This is a genomic window from Streptomyces sp. NPDC002209 (genome assembly GCF_042890265.1).
Taxonomy (GTDB): Bacteria; Actinomycetota; Actinomycetes; order Streptomycetales; family Streptomycetaceae; genus Streptomyces.
This window is the reverse complement of the sequence record NZ_JBIARX010000007.1, coordinates 233,734-252,073: the sequence shown is the minus strand read 5'-3', so window position 1 is coordinate 252,073 and position 18,340 is coordinate 233,734. Positions and strand designations below refer to the sequence as shown.

15 protein-coding genes are annotated in these 18,340 nt (G+C 74.1%); 7 read left to right on the top strand and 8 right to left on the bottom strand.

The features are described 5' to 3' along the window. Positions 1 to 40 precede the first annotated feature (40 nt). The 7 genes from ACFYXK_RS17100 (at position 41) to ACFYXK_RS17070 (ending at position 9,622) form a co-directional block, all read left to right on the top strand. Positions 41 to 1,054 (top strand): GDSL-type esterase/lipase family protein, encoded by a 1,014-nt coding sequence (locus tag ACFYXK_RS17100; RefSeq protein ID WP_389411823.1) that lies wholly within the window; start codon positions 41 to 43, stop codon positions 1,052 to 1,054. A gap of 124 nt (positions 1,055 to 1,178) precedes the next feature. After that, positions 1,179 to 2,153 carry an SCO0930 family lipoprotein gene (locus ACFYXK_RS17095; protein ID WP_389411887.1) on the top strand — a complete coding sequence of 325 codons (975 nt, stop codon included), beginning with the start codon at positions 1,179 to 1,181 and terminating at the stop codon, positions 2,151 to 2,153. Positions 2,154 to 2,274: 121 nt separating this feature from the next. Continuing rightward, positions 2,275 to 3,096 carry a LytR/AlgR family response regulator transcription factor gene (locus tag ACFYXK_RS17090; protein WP_389411822.1) on the top strand — a complete coding sequence of 274 codons (822 nt, stop codon included), beginning with the start codon at positions 2,275 to 2,277 and terminating at the stop codon, positions 3,094 to 3,096. Between the two features lie 207 nt (positions 3,097 to 3,303). Next, positions 3,304 to 3,579: a hypothetical protein gene (locus ACFYXK_RS17085; protein WP_383512006.1), complete on the top strand. Its 276-nt coding sequence runs from the start codon at positions 3,304 to 3,306 to the stop codon at positions 3,577 to 3,579. A 116-nt stretch (positions 3,580 to 3,695) separates the two neighbouring features. Beyond that, entirely contained in the window at positions 3,696 to 5,432 is a 1,737-nt protein-coding gene (locus ACFYXK_RS17080) for a cation acetate symporter (protein WP_389411821.1), read from the top strand. Further along, complete coding sequence (locus ACFYXK_RS17075) at positions 5,429 to 6,664, top strand: sensor histidine kinase (protein WP_389411820.1); 1,236 nt, start codon at positions 5,429 to 5,431, stop codon at positions 6,662 to 6,664. Before ACFYXK_RS17080 ends, ACFYXK_RS17075 begins: the two co-directional genes overlap by 4 nt. A gap of 93 nt (positions 6,665 to 6,757) precedes the next feature. Beyond that, the gene (locus ACFYXK_RS17070; RefSeq protein WP_389411819.1) at positions 6,758 to 9,622 is read left to right on the top strand and encodes an ATP-binding protein; all 2,865 of its coding nucleotides are present in this window, start codon (positions 6,758 to 6,760) and stop codon (positions 9,620 to 9,622) included. Here ACFYXK_RS17070 and ACFYXK_RS17065 read toward each other — a convergent pair. From ACFYXK_RS17065 to ACFYXK_RS17030, 8 genes are all read right to left on the bottom strand, one after another. Next, positions 9,568 to 10,137, bottom strand: a complete 570-nt coding sequence (locus ACFYXK_RS17065) for a sigma-70 family RNA polymerase sigma factor (protein ID WP_389411818.1) — start codon at positions 10,135 to 10,137, stop codon at positions 9,568 to 9,570. The genes ACFYXK_RS17070 and ACFYXK_RS17065 overlap by 55 nt on opposite strands. Before the next feature lie 147 nt (positions 10,138 to 10,284). Then, positions 10,285 to 11,727 carry a GuaB1 family IMP dehydrogenase-related protein gene (locus ACFYXK_RS17060; RefSeq protein ID WP_389411817.1) on the bottom strand — a complete coding sequence of 481 codons (1,443 nt, stop codon included), beginning with the start codon at positions 11,725 to 11,727 and terminating at the stop codon, positions 10,285 to 10,287. Positions 11,728 to 11,877: 150 nt separating this feature from the next. Next, the gene (locus ACFYXK_RS17055; RefSeq protein WP_389411816.1) at positions 11,878 to 13,032 is read right to left on the bottom strand and encodes an XdhC family protein; all 1,155 of its coding nucleotides are present in this window, start codon (positions 13,030 to 13,032) and stop codon (positions 11,878 to 11,880) included. Next, on the bottom strand, positions 13,032 to 14,360 hold the full coding sequence (locus tag ACFYXK_RS17050) for an IS701 family transposase (RefSeq protein ID WP_389411815.1): 1,329 nt from the start codon (positions 14,358 to 14,360) through the stop codon (positions 13,032 to 13,034). The genes ACFYXK_RS17055 and ACFYXK_RS17050 overlap by 1 nt, the downstream gene beginning before the upstream one ends. A gap of 71 nt (positions 14,361 to 14,431) precedes the next feature. Next, positions 14,432 to 15,079, bottom strand: a complete 648-nt coding sequence (locus tag ACFYXK_RS17045; RefSeq protein WP_389411814.1) for a TMEM175 family protein — start codon at positions 15,077 to 15,079, stop codon at positions 14,432 to 14,434. Positions 15,080 to 15,196: 117 nt separating this feature from the next. Continuing rightward, positions 15,197 to 15,538 carry a nuclear transport factor 2 family protein gene (locus ACFYXK_RS17040; protein WP_030656331.1) on the bottom strand — a complete coding sequence of 114 codons (342 nt, stop codon included), beginning with the start codon at positions 15,536 to 15,538 and terminating at the stop codon, positions 15,197 to 15,199. Between the two features lie 15 nt (positions 15,539 to 15,553). After that, positions 15,554 to 17,068: an ATP-binding protein gene (locus ACFYXK_RS17035; RefSeq protein ID WP_389411813.1), complete on the bottom strand. Its 1,515-nt coding sequence runs from the start codon at positions 17,066 to 17,068 to the stop codon at positions 15,554 to 15,556. After that, positions 17,065 to 18,333, bottom strand: a complete 1,269-nt coding sequence (locus ACFYXK_RS17030) for an MFS transporter (RefSeq protein ID WP_389411812.1) — start codon at positions 18,331 to 18,333, stop codon at positions 17,065 to 17,067. Before ACFYXK_RS17030 ends, ACFYXK_RS17035 begins: the two co-directional genes overlap by 4 nt. Between the last annotated feature and the right edge of the window lie 7 nt (positions 18,334 to 18,340).

Below are 18,340 nucleotides of genomic sequence, written 5' to 3'. Positions count from 1 at the left end.
CCTCCGGCCCCGACACCCCACCGACGAGCGGAGGCGCGCAGTGACCGCCGAGAGCACCGCCACGCACTGGCTGGACCCGGGGCCGTTCCTGCGCGGAGTCGCCTGGCTGGACAAGGGGCGCCCGGTACGGGCCGACCCGGCGGACAGCATGCGGCTGCCCTGGGACACCGGCGAGCGGGCCACCCTGCCGATAGGGGTGCGCCTGGAGTTCACGGCGCAGGCGGCGCGCGCGGTGGAGATCCGCTACCGGGCGACCGTGCCCGGCCCCACCGACGCGCTGCGCGACCTCGCGCACGGCTTCGCCCTGTGGGACCGCCACGGGGTGGTCCGGGAGGTGTGGACCGAACCGGCCGTGGAGGCCGTCGTACACATCGAACTCCCGGGCGGGCCGGGCCCGTTCACCGTGCACCCGCCCGAGGGGCAGTCCCCGCTGATCCTCGGGCTGCGCGGGGTCGGCGGCTCCGTGGCCCCGGCGCCGCCCGCACCGCGCTGGGTGGTCCACGGCGACTCGATCACCGAGGGCTGGTGGTCGACCCGGCCCGCACACGGCTGGCCCGCGGTCGCCGGCCGGGCCCTGGGCTGGGACACCGTCAACCTCGGCTACGCGGGCGCCGCCCGCGGGGAGCTCGCCACCGCCGAGCAGCTCGCCGGCCTCCCCGCCGATGTCCTCACCCTCGCCTTCGGCACCAACTGCTGGTCCCGCGTGCCCTTTTCGGGGCCACTGCTGTACGAGACCACCCGCGCGTTCCTCGACCTGGTCCGCCAGGGGCATCCACGGACCCCGCTGCTGCTGGTCTCCCCCGTGCTGCGGCCCGACGCCGAGCGCACCCCGAACCGGCTCGGCGCCACCCTGGGCGCCCTGCGCGATGCGATGGAGCGGGCCGCCCGCGACCGGATCGCCGCCGGGGACGACCGCCTCGCCCTGCTGCCGGGCCGTGACCTGCTCGGTCCGGAGCACCTGGCGGACGGGCTGCACCCCGACGACACCGGACACCAGGTTCTCGGCCTCGCTGTGGTCACGGCTCTGCGGCGGGCCGGGTTCGATGCAGGGTGAGTGAAACAGCCCACAGGAATCCGCTTGAACAGATCGACCCCGACAGGGCGTGTCCTTCGCAGAGTTGCCGGCGCACCGGAGACGGGCGGCGGACACGGAGACACCACACGTGGGAGAGATCAAGATGGGCATCAAGCGCGGAACCACCCTCGCCGCCGTGGCAGTTGTCGTCGCCCTCACGGCGACCGCCTGCGGCGGGGACGACACCAAGGCCGGCGACGCGAAGCCGGCCGGGGCCGCGTCCCAGGCTCCCGCCTCCGGAGCCGGCGACTACGGCTCCGACTACGGCGCGGGATCCGCCGCAGGCGCGGCGGACGCCGCCGGCTCCGGCACCAAGGCCGCGGGCCAGCTGGCGATCGCCCAGAACGAGCAGCTCGGCTCGGTCCTCGCCGACAGCGCCGGCTTCACCCTGTACCGCTTCGACAAGGACACCGCCAAGCCGCCGAAGTCCAACTGCGAGGGGGACTGCGCGAAGACCTGGCCCGTGGTCGCGGCCGGCGACGCCACCGCCGCCGCGGGCATGGACCCGTCGCTGCTGGGCGAGGTCGTCCGCACCGACGGCAGCAAGCAGCTGACGGTCGCCGGCTGGCCCGTGTACCGCTACAGCAAGGACACCAAGGCGGGCGAGACCAACGGGCAGGGCGTCGGCGGCACCTGGTTCGCCCTCGCCCCCGACGGCAAGAAGGCCGCGAAGGCGGCCGCCCCCGCGCCCGCCGCGCCCGCCGGTGCGGGCCAGGCCGCGGGCGCCCTGACGGTGGCCAAGGACCCCAAGCTCGGCGAGCACATCGTCGACGGCAACGGCATGACGGTCTACCGCTTCAAGAAGGACACCGCCTGGCCGATGGCCTCCAACTGCACCGGCGACTGCGTCGCCAAGTGGCCCGTGGTGCCCCCGGTGGACAAGGCCAACGCCAAGGGCATCGTGGAGAAGGGCTACTCCGTCCTGGACCGCCCCGACGGCATGAAGCAGCAGGCGATCGACTGCTGGCCCGTCTACACCTTCACGGGTGACAAGAAGGCCGGCGACATCAACGGCCAGGGCGTCGGCGGCACCTGGTACGCGGTCTCGCCCGACGGCAAGCTGATCACCACCTCCTGATCACCACCTCCTGATCCCCTCCTCCCCCCGCTCCCGAACCGCGCGGCCCCCTGCCCACTCCCCCCGGCAGGCGGGCCGCGCACCGTTCCGCCCCGGCGCACTCGTCCATAGACTCCACCGCATGCTGCGCGTACTGGCCGTCGACGACGAGAAGCCGCTCCTCGAGGAACTGCTCTACCTGCTGCGCTCCGACCCCCGGGTACTGAGCGCCGAGGGCGCCTCGGACGCCACCGAGGCCCTGCGGCGGATCACCCGGGCCCTGGAGAGCGGCCCGGACGGGCCCGACGGCATCGACGTGGTCTTCCTCGACATCCACATGGCAGGGCTGACCGGCCTCGACATCGCCCGGCTGCTGGCCGGGTTCGCACAGCCGCCGCTGATCGTGTTCGTCACCGCCCACGAGGGGTTCGCCGTACAGGCCTTCGACCTCAAGGCCGTGGACTACGTACTCAAGCCCGTCCGCCCGGAGCGGCTCGCCGAGGCCGTCCGGCGGGCCTGCGCCCAGCTCGGCCGGGCCGCCGCGCAGCCGCCCGGACCCGCGCAGCCGGCCGGGCCGCTCGTCCCGGTGCAGCGCCGCCCCGCCCCCGAGGTCACCGTCGCCGACCGCACCGCGGACCAGATCGCCGTCGAACTGGGCGGCGTCACCCGGTTCGTGGCGATCGCCGACATCGCGTACGTCGAGGCCCAGGGCGACTACGCCCGGCTGCACACCGACGAGGGCAGCCACCTGGTCCGCATCCCGCTCTCCACCCTGGAGGAACGCTGGGCGGCCCGCGGGTTCGTCCGCATCCACCGCCGCCACCTGGTGGCGCTGGGCCGGATCGACGAGCTCCGGCTCGACGCCGGCACCACCAGCGTCCGCGTCGGATCGGCCGAGCTCCAGGTCAGCCGCCGCCACGCCCGGCAGCTGCGGGACCTGCTGATGCGCCAGGCGACCGGATAGCGACCGACCCAGCCACACGGCCGACCGCCCGGCGCGCCGACCGTCCGGCGTGCCGGGGCGCCGTTCGTCGCACCGCAAGGGGCGTACGGCGCCCCGCTGCTGCCGTCGGTCGCAGGGCGGGCCCCGGCGCCCGCAGCCGGCCCGGCCCGCACCTATCGTGGAGCCGCCGGTCCGGAAGGAACAGGCCGGAACGAGCAGGGGGTGCGGATGGCCGAGATCCAGGCGCTGCTCGACGCGCTGGCCGTACTGCCCCGGACCCCGCCGGCCGGGCCCGCCGAGGCCGAGGTGCTGCTCGCCCGGCTGCGCAGCGCCGCCGCGCGCTGGGCCGACGTACTGTACGAGGCCAACGAGGGGGTCCGGCAGCAGCTGCCGCCCCGCGCGGAGGCGGCCCTCACCCTCGCCTTCCGGCGCGCCGAGGACTCGTACGTGGAGCTGGAGATCGCCCTGCGCGACTGCGCGGACCATCGCGACCCCGCACGCTGACCACCCTTTTCGGCCGCTGCGAACGCGGGTGATCGGCCGGGATCACGCCTGTTGCCCGGTCCGCGGGCGTGCGTAGACTCCGTTACCCCCTGCTCCCCGCGGCGAAGGACCGACCGGTGAACCAGACGTACGCGCTGACCGCGGTCACCGTCGTCGTCCTGGTCACGGTGCTGGTCGGCGCGCTGGGCCTGCGGATATCGCGGACCACCTCCGACTTCTACGTCGCCTCGCGGACGGTGGGGCCCCGGCTCAACGCGGCCGCGATCAGCGGGGAGTACCTCTCCGCGGCCTCCTTCCTCGGGGTGGCCGGGCTGGTGCTGCTCCAGGGGCCCGAGATGCTCTGGTACCCGGTCGGCTACACCGCCGGATACCTGGTGCTGCTCGCGCTGGTGGCGGCCCCGCTGCGGCGCTCGGGGGCGTACACGCTGCCCGACTTCGCCGAGGCCCGGCTGGAGTCGCAGGCGGTGCGCCGCGTCGCGGTGCTGTTCGTGGTCGGGGTGGGCTGGCTGTACCTGCTGCCGCAGCTGCAGGGCGCCGGGCTGACCCTGGAGATCCTGACCGGGGCCCCGCACTGGGTGGGCGGGGTGGTCGTCGCGTTCGTGGTGACCGCGGCCGTCGCGGCCGGCGGGATGCGGAGCATCACCTTCGTGCAGGCCTTCCAGTACTGGCTCAAGCTCACCGCGCTGCTGGTGCCCGCCTTCTTCCTGCTCGCCGCCTGGGCCGGCGACGGCGCGCCGCGGGCCTCGTTCGACGCTCCGGCGGTCTTCCGCGAGCACACCGCCGTCACGCTCGCCGAGGACGTCCGGCTGTCCTTGGACGCGCCGCTGACGCTGAAGGTCACCGGGCAGGTGGACGGGCGGACGTACGCGGCGGCCCCGCTGACGCTGGAGCCCGGGGAGCACTCCGTACGGGCCCGTGCGCGGCTCGAGTTCGCCCCGGACACCCGGGTCCCGCAGACCCGGGCGACGTCCGGGCCCGACGCCTCCCGCTGGTCCGAGCCACTGGACGGGGGCCGGCCGGCGCTCGGCCTGTACGCGACGTACGGGCTGGTGCTGGCCACCTTCCTCGGCACCATGGGCCTGCCCCACGTCGCCGTGCGCTTCTACACGAGCCCCGACGGCCGCGACGCGCGGCGCACCACGCTGGTGGTGCTCGGGCTGCTCGGCTGCTTCTACCTGCTGCCGCCGGTGTACGGGGTGCTCGGCCGCACCTACGCCCCGGAGCTCGCCCTCACCGGGGACGCGGACGCCGCGGTGCTGGTGCTGCCGGAGCGGATGCTGGGCGGGGTGCTCGGCGACCTGCTGGGGGCGCTGCTGGCGGGGGGCGCGTTCGCCGCGTTCCTGTCGACGGCCTCGGGGCTGACCATGGCGGTGGCCGGGGTGCTGCACCAGGACGTGCTGCCGACGCGCGGGGTGCGGACGTTCCGGTGCGCGGTGCTGGTGGCGATGCTGGTGCCGCTGGCCGGGAGCATGGCGCTGACCGACGTCCCGGTGGCGGACGCGGTGGGGCTGGCCTTCGCGGTGTCGGCCTCGTCGTTCTGCCCGCTGCTGGTGCTGGGCATCTGGTGGCGCGGGCTGACCCCGCCGGGTGCGGTGGCGGGGCTGGTCACCGGCGGCGGGGCGGCGCTCGGCGCGGTGCTGGCGACGCGGGCGGGGCTGCCCCCGGCGGGCTGGGTGCACACGCTGCTGGCGTGGCCCGCGGCGTGGTCGGTACCGCTGGGGTTCCTGACGATGGTGCTGGTGTCGCTGGCCACGCGGTCGCGGGTCCCGGCGGGGACGGCGGCGACCCTGGCCCGGCTGCACCTGCCGGAGAGCGTGACCGGCTCCGGCGCCCGCGCGGGCGGTGCTCCGTGACCGGAGCGGTGCTCGCGGCCCTGGCCGCGGCGGGCGCGGCCCTGCTGCTCGGCCTGGGCTGGGCCGCCGGCCGGTGGCACGCCCGGCGCGGCGAACGGGCGACCGGCCTCGGCCTCGGGACCCCGGTGGAGCGGGCCACCTTCCACACCCTGCACACCGCCTCGCTCGCCGCTCCCCCGCTGCGCGCCGGGCTCACCGAGGACGCCGCCCGCAAGGCCGCCAGGCGGCTGCGCTCCCTGCTGGGCACCGAAGCCCTGTGCCTCACCGACCGGGATGCGGTACTGGCCTGGGACGGGCCCGGCGCCGACCACCACCAGCGGCGGGCGATGGCCCGGGTCACCGTGATGCTGAACTCGGGGCGCAGCCAGAGCGTACGGACCGAGTGCACCCGCCCCGACTGCCCGCTGAAGTGGGCGGTGGTCGCCCCGCTCACCGGCGAGGACGGGATGCTCGGCGCGCTCGTGGCCTACGGTTCGCGCGAGTCGGCGGTACTGGTGCGGGCCGCGACGGAGGTCGCACGCTGGGTCTCCGTCCAGCTGGAGCTCTCCGAGCTGGACCGCTCGCGGACCCGGCTGATGGAGGCGGAGATCAAGGCGCTGCGGGCGCAGATCTCCCCGCACTTCATCTTCAACTCCCTCGCCGCGATCGCCTCGTTCGTGCGCACCGACCCGGAGCGGGCCCGGGACCTGCTGCTGGAGTTCGCCGACTTCACGCGCTACTCCTTCCGGCGGCACGGCGAGTTCACCACCCTCGCCGAGGAGCTGCGCTCCATCGAGCAGTACCTGGCGCTGGCCGGGGCCCGGTTCGGGGACCGGCTGAAGGTGACCCTCCAGGTGGCACCCGAGGTGCTGCCGGTGGCGCTGCCGTTCCTGTGCCTGCAGCCGCTCGTGGAGAACGCCGTCAAGCACGGGCTGGAGGACTCCACCGAGGAGTGCCTGATCACGATCGCCGCCCGGGACGCGGGCGCGGAGGCCGTGATCACCATCGAGGACAACGGGGTCGGGATGGATCCCGCCCTGCTGCGCCGGATCCTGGCCGGGGAGCGGAGCGGGTCCTCGTCGGGCATCGGGCTGACGAACGTGGACGAGCGGATCCGGCAGGTGTACGGGGACGCGTACGGCCCGGTGATCGAGACGGGCGTCGGCGCAGGCATGAAGATCACCCTGCGGATCCCCAAGTACCGTGCGGGCGTGCACAGTTCATCGCCCGGCGAGCAGCTCCCCCGCTACTGATCGCCCCGCGGGCATGCCATCCTGGCCAAGGCGCGGACCGGCCGGCGGGGCACCCCGGCGGCAGCCGGGAGACGTCCGGGGAGGATCACCGACGTGCGGGTCGGGCGTGAACGACTGCGTGAAGAGTTACGGGACCGGGTGCGCGGCGGTGCGCGGGGCAGCGGGGGTCACCTGATCGTGGAGGGCGAGCCCGGCGCGGGCCGGACCGCCCTGGTGCGCGAGGCGCTGGCCGAGGCGGCCGCCCTCGGCAGCCGGGTGCGCTACGGGGCCGCCGACGCCTTCACGGCGGAGCTGCCGCTGCGGGCCGCGCTGGATTGCCTGTACCCCGAGGGGCCCGGCCGGGCGGCCGTGGTCGCGCTGCTCCGGGAGGCCCGGGAGGCGGCGCAGCCCGGCGGGGCGTGGCTCGCGGCCATGGACCTGCTGGTGAGCGGGGTCGAAGAGTGGTGCGCGCAGCGCCCGCTGCTGCTCGTGCTGGACGACCTGCACTGGGCGGACCCGGCCAGCCTGCTGCTGTGGCAGCGCCTGTCCCGGGCGGTGGACCGGCTGCCGCTGCTGCTGGCGGCGACCCGGAGACCGCTGCCGCGGCGGCCCGAGGTTGAGCAGCTGTGCGCCGAGCTCGGAGCGGGCCCGCGCGGGCGCACCCTGCGGCTGGAGCCGCTGACCGGGGCGGAGTCGGCGCAGCTGCTGCGGGGAATGCTGGGGGCGGCTCCCGGACCGCGGCTGCGGGAGGCCGCCGGGCAGGCGGGCGGCAATCCCCGGCTGCTGCGGGACCTGGCCACGCAGTGGTCCCGGTTCATCGAGATCACCGGCGGGTCCGGTGACGCCGCCGGCGGCGGCGCCCGGGGCGACGCCCCGCACACCGACGCGTTCGCCGAACTGACCTTGCCCGAGCCGGAGTTGCCGGATCCGCCCGCCTCCGTCCCGCGGGGCATCGGCTATCTCTCCCGCCCCGCGTACACCACCCTGCGGCACGCGGCGCTGCTCGGCCCGGCCTTCACCCCGCGCGAGCTGGCCCTCGTACAGGCCAGAACTGCCCGGGAGGTGCTGGCCGAGCTGGAGGAGGGGCTCCTCGCCGGGCTGCTGGAGGACACCGGCGAGCGGCTGCGCTTCCGGCAGCCGGCGCTGCGCCGGGCCCTGTACGCGGAGCTCCCCCGGGCCGCCCGGGCCGCCCTGCACCAGGACGCGGCCCGGGCCCTGGGCGAGGCCGGGCACGATCCGGAGCGGACGGCCGAACAGCTGCTGGCCGGCGGGGCGTTGGACCGCTGGGCGGTGCACTGGCTGGCCGACTCGGCGCAGTCCCTGATCGCGGCGGCGCCCGGAGCGGCCGCCGAACTCCTGGAGCGGGCCGTCGCGCAGGCCGACTGCGGGGACCGGGACGCCCTGGAGGGGAGCCTCGCGGACGCCGCCCTGATGCTGCGCCGGCCCGAGTCGGTGGAGCTCCTGACCACCCTGCACGGGCGGGCCACGGATCCCGGGCGCCGGGCGGAGCTGGCCTTCAAGCTGGTGTCGGCGCTGATGATCCAGGGGGACATGGCCCGTTCGCTGGCCGTCACGGACGACGCGCTGGCGGAGCAGGTGTCCTCCCCCACGCTCCGGCTGCGGCTGGAGGCGTGCCGGGTGCTGGCCCTGGCGGATCTGAGCTGCCCGGCGCAGGCCCACACGCTCGCCGCGGCGGTGGTGGCGGAGGCGGCCCGGCTGGGCGATCCGCTGTGCGGGGCGGAGGCCCACCACGCGATGGCCTTCGCCCTGTTCCACCTGGGCCGCGGCCGCGCGTCGCTGCGGCACGTCGCCGAGGGGATCGCGTGCGCCCGGCGCAGCCCCGAGGCCAACGACATGCGGCTGCTGCTCCTCGCCAACCAGGCCGAGGCCCACCTGCGGTTCGACGAGCCGGAGACCGTCGCGGCGGCGCTGCGGGAGGCGCGGGAGCTGGCGCTGTCCACCCGCTCGACGGGGCGGCTGGTGGTCACCGAGGCCCGGCTCGCCGAGTTCCACTACCGGCTCGGCGACTGGGACGCGGCCCTCGCCGGGGTGGCCCGCGCGGACGGGCTGCCGGTCTCGGACGGCTGGCTGCCGGTGGTGGTGCACGGGCTGCGGGCCCTCGTACTCGGCCACCGGGACGAGCGCGAGGCGGCGCAGGCCGAGCTCGCGCTGCTCCCGCCGGACCCGTTCGCGGTCCCGGCGGCCCGCCGCTACAGCGGGCACGTGCTCCTGGCCCGGGCCCTGCTGGCGGAGCGCGCGGGCCGTCCGGCCGACGCGGTGCGCGAGCTGCTGCCGGCGCTGGCCGACAGCCCCGACGCGGCGGGGGCGTACGAGCGCCCCTGGGTGCTGTCGGAGATCGTCCGCGTGGCCCTGGACAGCGGGGACGCGGCGACGGCCCGGGCTGCGGTGGCGGCCTGCGGGCGGGTGGCGGCGGCGCTGCCCGAGTACCCGGGCCCGGCGCTGGCGCTGCTGCGCTGCCGGGGGCTGTTCGCGCAGGACCCGCAGTTGCTGGCGCAGGCGCTGGAGCGGGCTGAGCGCGGCGGCTGGCCGCTGGTGCTGGGCCATGCGTGGGAGGACCTCGCGGTGGCCCGGGCCTGGCACGGCGACCTGGCGGCGGCGCGGTCGGCGCTGACGCGGGCGGTGGCGGCGTACGAGGACCTGGGCGCCCGGTGGGACACCGCACGGGCCGACGCCCGGCTGCGGAGCCTGGGCGTCCGGCGCGGCAGCCGCTCGGCGCGGCGGCGGCCGGCCAACGGGTGGGAGGCGCTGACACCGGCGGAGCTGAAGGTGGCCCTGCTCGTCGCGCAGGGCCGGTCGAACCCGGAGATCGCGGGCGCCCTCTTCCTGTCCACGCGGACGGTGCAGACGCACGTGTCGCACATCCTGGCGAAGCTGCAGGTCCGCTCGCGGGCGGCGGTGGCCGCTCAGGCAGCGGCGCGGCGGTCGGGCCCGGAGCCGGTGCGAGGGACGGGACCGTAGCCGGGCATGGCCTCCCGCAGGGCCCGCAGGGCGTAGTAGGTACGCGACTTGACGGTCCCGACGGGAACCCCGAGCGCCTCGGCGGCCTCGCACACCGACGCCCCGCGGAAGTAGATCTGTACGAGCACGGCGCGGTGCTCGGGGCTGAGTAATCTCAGCGCGTCGCGGACGTCGAGGACGGCGACGGACCGCTCGGTGCGGTCCTCGGCGACGGGCATGTGGGTGTCCAGGGCGTCCGGCCCGACCTCGGCCGGCCGGACCTGGCGGGCCCGCCGGGCGTCGATGGCGAGGCGCCGGCCGACGGTGTAGAGCCAGGGCCGCATGGACGCGTGGTCGCTCTCCAGTGCCTCGGGGTGCTTCCAGGCACGGAACAGGGTCTCCTGGAGCAGGTCCTCGGCGCGGTGCCGGTCGCCGTAGGTGAGGCCGAGGAGGAAGCCGTAGAGGGCCTTGCCGTGTTCGCTGTGCAGTCGCGCGAGGGCGTGCGCGTCGGTGCGGCGGCGGAGGGTACTGGCCACGGGGTTGCCCCTTCCAGGTCGGATGACCTGAGCGTGACGGACCCGGCGCCCGGAGTTATCCGCCGCTTGGCGTATCCGTCCGCCACCTGCGCCGACCGGTCGAACGGCACGCCGAACGGTCCCCCGGGGCCACCGGAAAAAGGGGAACTAGCTCCAGCTGGCGTGCAGCGGCTTGCCCTCGGCGTAGCCCGCCGCGGACTGCACGCCGACGACGGCCTTCTCCTCGAACTCGGCGAGGGAGCCCGCACCGGCGTAGGTGCACGAGGACCGCACACCCGCGATGATCGAGTCGATCAGGTCCTCGACGCCCGGACGGGCCGGGTCCAGGAACATGCGCGAGGTGGAGATGCCCTCCTCGAACAGGCCCTTGCGCGCCCGGTCGTACGCCGACTCCTCCGACGTGCGGTTCTGCACGGCACGCGCCGACGCCATGCCGAACGACTCCTTGTAGAGACGGCCGTCGGCGCTCTGCTGCAGGTCGCCCGGGGACTCGTACGTCCCGGCGAACCAGGAGCCGATCATCACGTTCGCGGCGCCGGCGGCCAGCGCCATCGCCACGTCACGCGGGTGACGGACACCGCCGTCGGCCCACACGTGCTTCCCGTACTTCTTCGCCTCCGCCGCGCACTCCAGCACCGCGGAGAACTGCGGGCGGCCCACGCCGGTCATCATGCGGGTGGTGCACATGGCGCCGGGGCCCACACCGACCTTGATGATGTCGGCGCCGGCGTCGATGAGGTCCTTGACGCCCTCGGCGGCCACGATGTTGCCCGCCACGATCGGGACCTGCGGGTCCAGCGCGCGCACGGCCTTGATCGCGTTGATCATCGACTCCTGGTGGCCGTGGGCCGTGTCGATGACGAGCGTGTCCACGCCCGCGTCGAGCAGCTGCTTGGCCTTCTGCACGAAGTCCCCGTTGATGCCGACGGCCGCCGCGATGCGCAGCTTGCCGTCGGCGTCCGTGGCCGGGGTGTACAGGGTCGCGCGCAGCGCGCCCTTGCGGGTCAGGATGCCGACGAGCTTGCCGTCCTCGTCGACTGCCGGGGCCAGCTTGCGGTGGCCGGCGTCGAGCTTGTTGAACGCCTCGCGGGGGTCGATGTCGGCGTCGATGAGCAGGAGCTCCTTCGACATGACCTCGGAGAGCTGGGTGAAGCGGTCCACGCCGGTCAGGTCGTGGTCGGTGACGACGCCGACCGGGCGGCCGTCGGCGTCGACGACGACACCGGCGCCGTGGGCCCGCTTGGGCAGCAGGGACAGCGCGTCGGCGACGGTCTGGGTGGGCGCCAGCGTGATCGGGGTGTCGAGCACGAGGTGGCGGGTCTTCACCCAGGAGATGACGTCGGTGACGACCTCGATCGGGATGTCCTGCGGGATGACCACGATGCCGCCGCGGCGGGCGACCGTCTCGGCCATGCGGCGACCCGCGATGGCGGTCATGTTCGCGACGACGAGCGGAATGGTGGTGCCGGTGCCGTCGGGCGAGGAGAGGTCCACGCCCTGGCGGGAACCGACCGCGGAGCGGCTCGGCACCATGAATACGTCGTCGTACGTCAGGTCGTACGGCGGCTTCTGGTCATTGAGGAAACGCACGTGCTGAACATCCCAGTCGATCGAAGGATCCGTCTACGGCCTCGACAGGCAGGGCAGCCGAGGAAACGCACGTACTTCATTCTCCCATGGCCTGGCATTAATGCCGCCCGGGCTGATCGTCCAGGACATACCGGGCCCCGTGGTCTGTTCCTACGGGACCTTGGTCCCGTAGGCGAGCCGGGGGCGCGCGTGCACCGGGCCCCGGCGCCGGGCGAGGGGGGCGACGGATCCCCCGTACCGGACCGCGGTGAACTCGGCGGCGATGGACAGGGCCGTCTCCTCGGGGGTGGCGCCGCCCAGGTCCAGCCCGATGGGTGAGCGCAGCCGGGCGAGCGCGGCCCGCGCCACCCCCTGCTCGCGCAGCCGCTGCTCGCGTTCGGCGTGGGTGCGCCGCGATCCCATGGCTCCCACGTAGCCCAGCGGCAGCCGGAGGGCGAGGGCCAGCAGGGGCACGTCGAACTTGGCGTCGTGGGTGAGGACGCAGACCGCCGTACGGGAGTCCAGCCGGCCCGCCTCCCATTCGGCGGCCAGGTGGCGGTGCGGCCAGTCCACGACCACCTCGTCGGCGTCGGGGAAGCGGGCCGGCGTCGCGAAGACGGGCCGGGCGTCGCAGACGGTGACCCGGTGCCCCAGGAAGGCCCCGATCCGGGCCAGCGCGGCGGCGAAGTCGATGGCCCCGTAGACGATCAGCCGGGGCGGTTCTGCGGCGGATTCGACCAGCAGGGTGAGCGGCTGCCCGCACAGCCCGCCCGCCGTGCCGAGCTCGGCGGTCCCGGTGCGGCCGGCCAGCAGCAGGTCCCGTACGTGCCCGGCGGCGGCCCGGTCCAGGGCCGGCCCACCGCCCAGGCAGCCCTCGTAGGACCCGTCGGGGTGGACGGCGAGGGCCCGGCCGAGCTGCGGCGGCGGGCCGGAGACCACCCGGGCCAGCGCGGCCCGGGCGCCCGCGGCGGCGGCCTCGAGCACGGAGCCGAGTACGGGCCGTACCGGGTCGTGCCCGCGCACCGGGGTGACGAGCACGTCCAGGACTCCCCCGCAGGTCAGGCCTACGGCGAAGGCGTCGTCGTCGCTGTACCCGAAGCGGTGCACGCCGCCTTCGCCGGAGGCGATCGCGTCGAGGCACAGCTCGTGCACGGCGGATTCCACGCAGCCCCCGGAGAGGGAGCCGAGCGCGGTGCCGCCGGCGTCTACGGCCAGCGAGGCGCCCGGGCCGCGCGGCGCGCTCCCGCTGACGGCGACCACGGTGGCCAGGGCGAATTCGCGGTGCGCGGCGCACCACGCGCGGAGTTCCTCGGCGATGTCGAGCATCAGCGGATGTACTCGCGTCTCGCGCTCTGGCCGGGGATCAGCGGCCGCGGCGGCAGCACCGGCGGCGGGCCGGTGCGCGCCACGGGGCCGGGTGCTCCGGTACGGGACACGGGCCCGGGCGCCCCGCCGAGCGAGGGCCGCACGTGCCCGGAGAAGCCGTCGGGGATCCTGCCGCGCGCACCGAGCAGCATCGAGGCGTGGGCGACACTCGCGAGCGTGGCGTGGTGGTGCCAGCCACGGAAGGAGCGGCCCTCGAAATCACGGATGCCTACGGGTTCGCAGGTCTCGGTGAAATCGAGGGATACCCGGTCGGTGAGTTTGGCGAGGAGGAAGAGCTGGGCCAGCGGCCGGTCGCCGATGTTGGTGATCCAGAACTCGGAGGGCAGCAGGGCGGCTTCGGTCCAGGCGCCGACGAGCAGCAGCGGGGTGGGCGGCAGGGGTGCGGACCGGTCCTCGCCGGGGGTCGCGAGGATGGCGGCCGAGGTCAGCAGGGTCACTGCCCCTTCGGCGCGGCCGTGCCGGGTCCATTCCACGACGCGCCGCTGGGAGCGCAGGGAGTCGATGAGTTCGCGGGCGGGCGCGGTGTGCGGTCCGGGTTTGTGCCGGCCGGCGCCGCCGAAGGAGACGGGCAGCGAGCCGTCGACCTTGAAGACGAAGGGGATGTCCTGCAGGGCGAAGGACTCGATGCTCTGCGGGATGTCGGTGTTGGCGACCTCCATCACCACGGGCCGGCGCTGGAGTTGCCAGCTGGCGGCCATCCGCTGGACGGCGTGTACGGCGTCCTGGGCGGGGGTGAGCGAGCGTGCGGTGTCGGGGATGCCGGCCCGCCGGCGGCGCAGCAGCTCGCTCGTCCAGGGCCCGGGGAGGGTGAGGGTCCATTCGACGGGGAAGCTGGCCTCGCTGGAGGCGAGCCAGATGCCGCTGGCCTGCTGACAGTTGGCGGTGCGGCCGAGCTGGGGGACGAACTGGCGGCCCACGCCGACCGAGCGGTCGCCGGCCTTCTCAATGACCATGGGCTGGACCACCCAGGCCAGCGGGCGCTGGGCGGTGCGTTCGAGGTACTGGGCGAGGGAGCGGCGTACCGGGGTCCAGTCCCAGGGGGACTTGCTGATGAACTGCTGGAGGCTCTGCTCGACGGAACTGGCCCCTGTTCCGGCGATGTTACGGATTGTTTTCTTCCCGCTGGTCCGCACCAGGCCGTTGAGATAAACGCGGGCCCAGTTTCGCTGGTCCCGCCGGGGTAAGGACTCGAAGAATAGAGAGATCAGTACGTCGATCAATTCGGAGATTTCCTTCGTGGAATCCTCCGGAAGGACTACGCGAGCCATCTGGGCCTCCCCCGCGACCACTAGATCCAATACCCTACTTGACCGTGCAGAACGGCCGTAGGCCACGGCGGCTACTTCCTGAGGTCGCTGGCAGATTCGAGCCGCTCCTCCTCTACCACGAGGGGGATGGGGATCTGGTTCGCCGCATAGTAGAGCGCGATCAGGAAGTGTGCGACGAGAGTGAGCGGTGCGGAGAAGAAGGACAGGAGAACGGTCAGGGGGTACGCCACGGCGCCGAGGCCGAAGCGCACGCGGGTGGCCCGGGCACCCTCTTTGTCCACCCGTTCGTGGAACAGGTGGCCGACGCGGGTGACGTACCACCAGAAGGCCAGGAACGCCAGCGCGTAGACGACGGTGACCGAACTGTAGAGGATCGCGGCGGCGTTGGCGGAGCCGCCTTCCTCGACGAGGTGCTCGGCGAGCACGGTGGTGGTGTACGGAATCACCGACACCACCATCAACACCATGAGATTCAGGAACAACAGCGGCCGGTCCACCCTCTTGAGGTGACTGAAGATGGTGTGGTGGTTCACCCACATCACGCCGATGATGAGGAAACTCACCACGTATGCGGCATAGTGCGGCCACTGTTCCCACACGCCGTGCCAGAAGTCCGATCCCGTTTCCTCCGGAACCTTTAGTTCCAGAACGAGAATCGTGATGACGATGGCGAATACCCCGTCACTGAATGCCTCGACACGCCCGGTTTCGCGTTCCATGACCTCCCCTTTGCCATTTCACCAGCGAGGCCCTCGCCGCGGTCTCCGGCGGGGCCTGCGCGTGCGGGGAGGGCGCTGCCTTCGCCCTCCCCGCACACGCTACCCAGATATCGTTGGTCAGCCGCCGAAACCGGCGGTCTGGCGCCAGATCCGGCCATCGCGGACCACAAGTGTCCCGAACGCGTGCTCCGGTTCGCCGTTCAGATTCATGATCGCGCGGTAGAAGATCGTGTCCTCGGTCTCGATGTACTCCTGGAGTTCCACCAGCGTGGGCTTCACCGTCAGGTAGCCCGTGAACGTCTCGCGCACGGCTTCGATCCCGACCGAGACCCCCTCGAAGCGCAGCAGGACGGCGTCGTCGGTGTAGTTCTTCATCACCGCCTCGATGTCCAGGGCGGCCAGGGCCTCCATCTGGCGGACGAACACCGGGTGCAGCTTGGAGATGTCGTACTTGGCCATGTCGACTCCATTCTCTCAACGGGTGGTGGAGCGGGTGGAGGTGGGCTCATCAGGTGTTACGGCGCAGGCGGCGGCCGCGGTGAGCGGCAGCCGCACGACCATCCGGGTCTCTCCGGGACGCGAACGGGCGGTGATCGAGCCGTGGTGGCGCTGGGTCACGATGCGGTAGCTGAGGTGCAGTCCGAGGCCCGTGCCCTTCCCCACGTCCTTGGTCGTGTAGAAGGGTTCGAAGATCCGCGGCAGGGAGTCCTCGGGGATGCCCCGGCCGGTGTCGGCGATCTCCACGACGAGGCAGACGCCCTCGGCGCGGACCCGCAGGGTGAGCGTGCCGGCGCCCTCCATGGCCTCGGCCGAGTTGTCGACCAGGTTGGTCCACACCTGGTTCAACTCGCTCGGGTAGCCCGTCAGTTCGGGCAGACCCGGCTCGTACTCGCGCACGATGGTGATGCCGGTGAGCTTGGAACGCAGCACGACCAGCGTGTTCTCGATCCCGTCGGCCACCGCGAAGCGCTGTTCGGGCGCCCGGTCGAGATTGGCGTAATCCCGGGTGGCGGCGACCAGTTGGGAGATCCTCGGACCGGCCGCGCGCAGTTCCGCGGCGAGCGAGCGGATCTCCAGCAGGGCCGCCAGGTGGTCCAGCGCGGCGGGCAGGGCCGGCTCCCCGACCCCTTCCAGCCGCTCCAGCAGCCAGCCCAGTTCCAGCCCGAGGTCCGAGATCCCCGAGCCGAGCAGCCCGGGCCGTTCCGTGCCCGCCTCCTCGGCCCAGTCGGCGATCTCCTCCTCCGCGTCGGCCTGGGCGAGCGGGTCGGTGGTGACCGGCGGCGGCAGCTTGTCGAGCTCCTCGGCCAGCCGGTCGAGTACGGAGCGCTCCGCGCCCGTCGCGGCGGCGCCCCAGGCCTGGGCGGTCCGGGTGAGCCCCTCCAGGGCCGGTGCCAGCTCCTGGGCGGCCCGGGCCACGGCGGCCGCCGGGTTGTTCAGCTCGTGCGCGAGGCCCGCGGCCAGGGTGCCGAGCGCCTCGACGGTGGCCCGCTTGCGGGCCTGCACCTCGGAGGACTTGATCCGCCAGGCCAGCACCGGGATCAGCACGGCGGCCACCCCGTGGCAGCGGGTCAGCATCTCGAAGAACACCGGCTTCGGGTAGGCGACGACGGTGGTCGCCGGGCCGCTCGCGGCGGCGGTGGCCACGTACGCCCCGTCCGTCAGCAGCGGCAGTTCGCCGGTGAAGCGGTGCGCGGCGGAGGGCTTTCCGTCGTGCTCCTCGGCGGCCGCGCTCTCCTCCTCGGTGGAGTGCCGGGTCAGCACCTCCTCCCGCCCGTCGACGACCTTGGTGACGACCAGCCCGCCCTCGAGCAGCACGTGGAAGCAGGTGGCCTCCTCGCCGTCCCGGAAGAGGACCTCCCCGTCGGCGAGCACCCGGGGCTCGGAGACCGAGGCCAGCCAGTCCAGCTGGTCCTCGGTGAGACCGGCGAAGATCTCCAGCCCGAGCAGGGCGGACCGCAGCGCGGCGGCGTCCATGTCGGCAGCCTTCATGTGGTGCTCCCTTCGGCCCGGGTGCGGGCGGCGAGCCGCAGCGTGACGACCAGGGCCAGCGCGCACACCCCGGCGACGGCGGCCATGAAGCCGACCGAGGTGCGGTGCAGTCCGTGGATGTTGGTGAGCATTCCGGCGAGCACCGCCGGCACGCTCATCGCGAGGTACGCGAAGACGTAGACGGCGGCGGTCAGTTCCCCGCGGTGCGCCGGTTCGGCCAGCGCGCTCAGCGCCCGGAAGGAGCCGAGGAACGCCGCGCCCCAGCCGGCGCCGAGGACGGCGGTGGCGACGAGGAACACGGGCGCCGAGCCGAGGCCCAGCGCGAGCAGGACGAGGCCGAGGCCGGCCAGCAGGCCGCACAGGCCCAGGACGGCGGTGCGCAGGGCCTCGGTGCGGCCCAGCAGCAGCTGCGCCGCGGTGGCGGCGCCCGCGAGCAGGGCCACGGTGGCCCCGCCGACGAGGTAGTTGCTGCTCCGCAGCAGGGACAGGGCCAGGTGCGGCCCGAGCGAGAGGTAGAAGCCGCCGACCGACCAGACGGCGACGATGGTCAGGACGAGGATCGCGAACCGGCCCCGTACGGCGGCCGGGACGTGGATCCGGCGTGCGCTGATCCGCATCCGCCCGCCGGAGCGGGTGCCGGGAGCGCTCTCACGCATCCGGACCACCCCCACCAGCGTGACCGCGAAGGCGGCGACCAGCAGCAGGTAGCTGAGCACGGTCGGGGCGGGCGCGTACTGGACGAGCAGCCCGGCCCCGATCCCGCCGAGCCCGATGCCCACCGTCGGCCCGGCGCTGTTGACCTGGGCGCCCAGCGCGGGCCGCGAACGCGGGCTGAGTTCGAGCAGGGCGGCGCCCATCGCCCCGGTGGCCAGGCCCACCGCGAGCCCCTGCACGGCGCGGGCGGCCAGCAGCAGCCCGAGCCCCCGGGCCCCGGCGAACAGCCCCATGGAGACGATCGCCAGGACCAGGCCGACGCCCAGCACGGGGCGCCGGCCCAGGGTGTCCGAGAGGGACCCGAACAACAGGAGCCCGATCAGCACGGTGACCGCGTACAGGGCGAAGACCACCGTGATCATGCCGGAGGACAGGCCCCATCTCTCCTGGTAGAGCACGTAGAGGGCGGACGGTACGGACGAGGAGAGCATCAGCAGGACGAGGACCGCCCCGACCACCCAGAAGCCGGAGCCTCCGGGTGGCGCGGCCGCCGGCTGGGCGGCGGCCGGCCCGGCCGGTACCCCCGTGGTCGTCCTGGACAATTCGGCCACTGCGTCA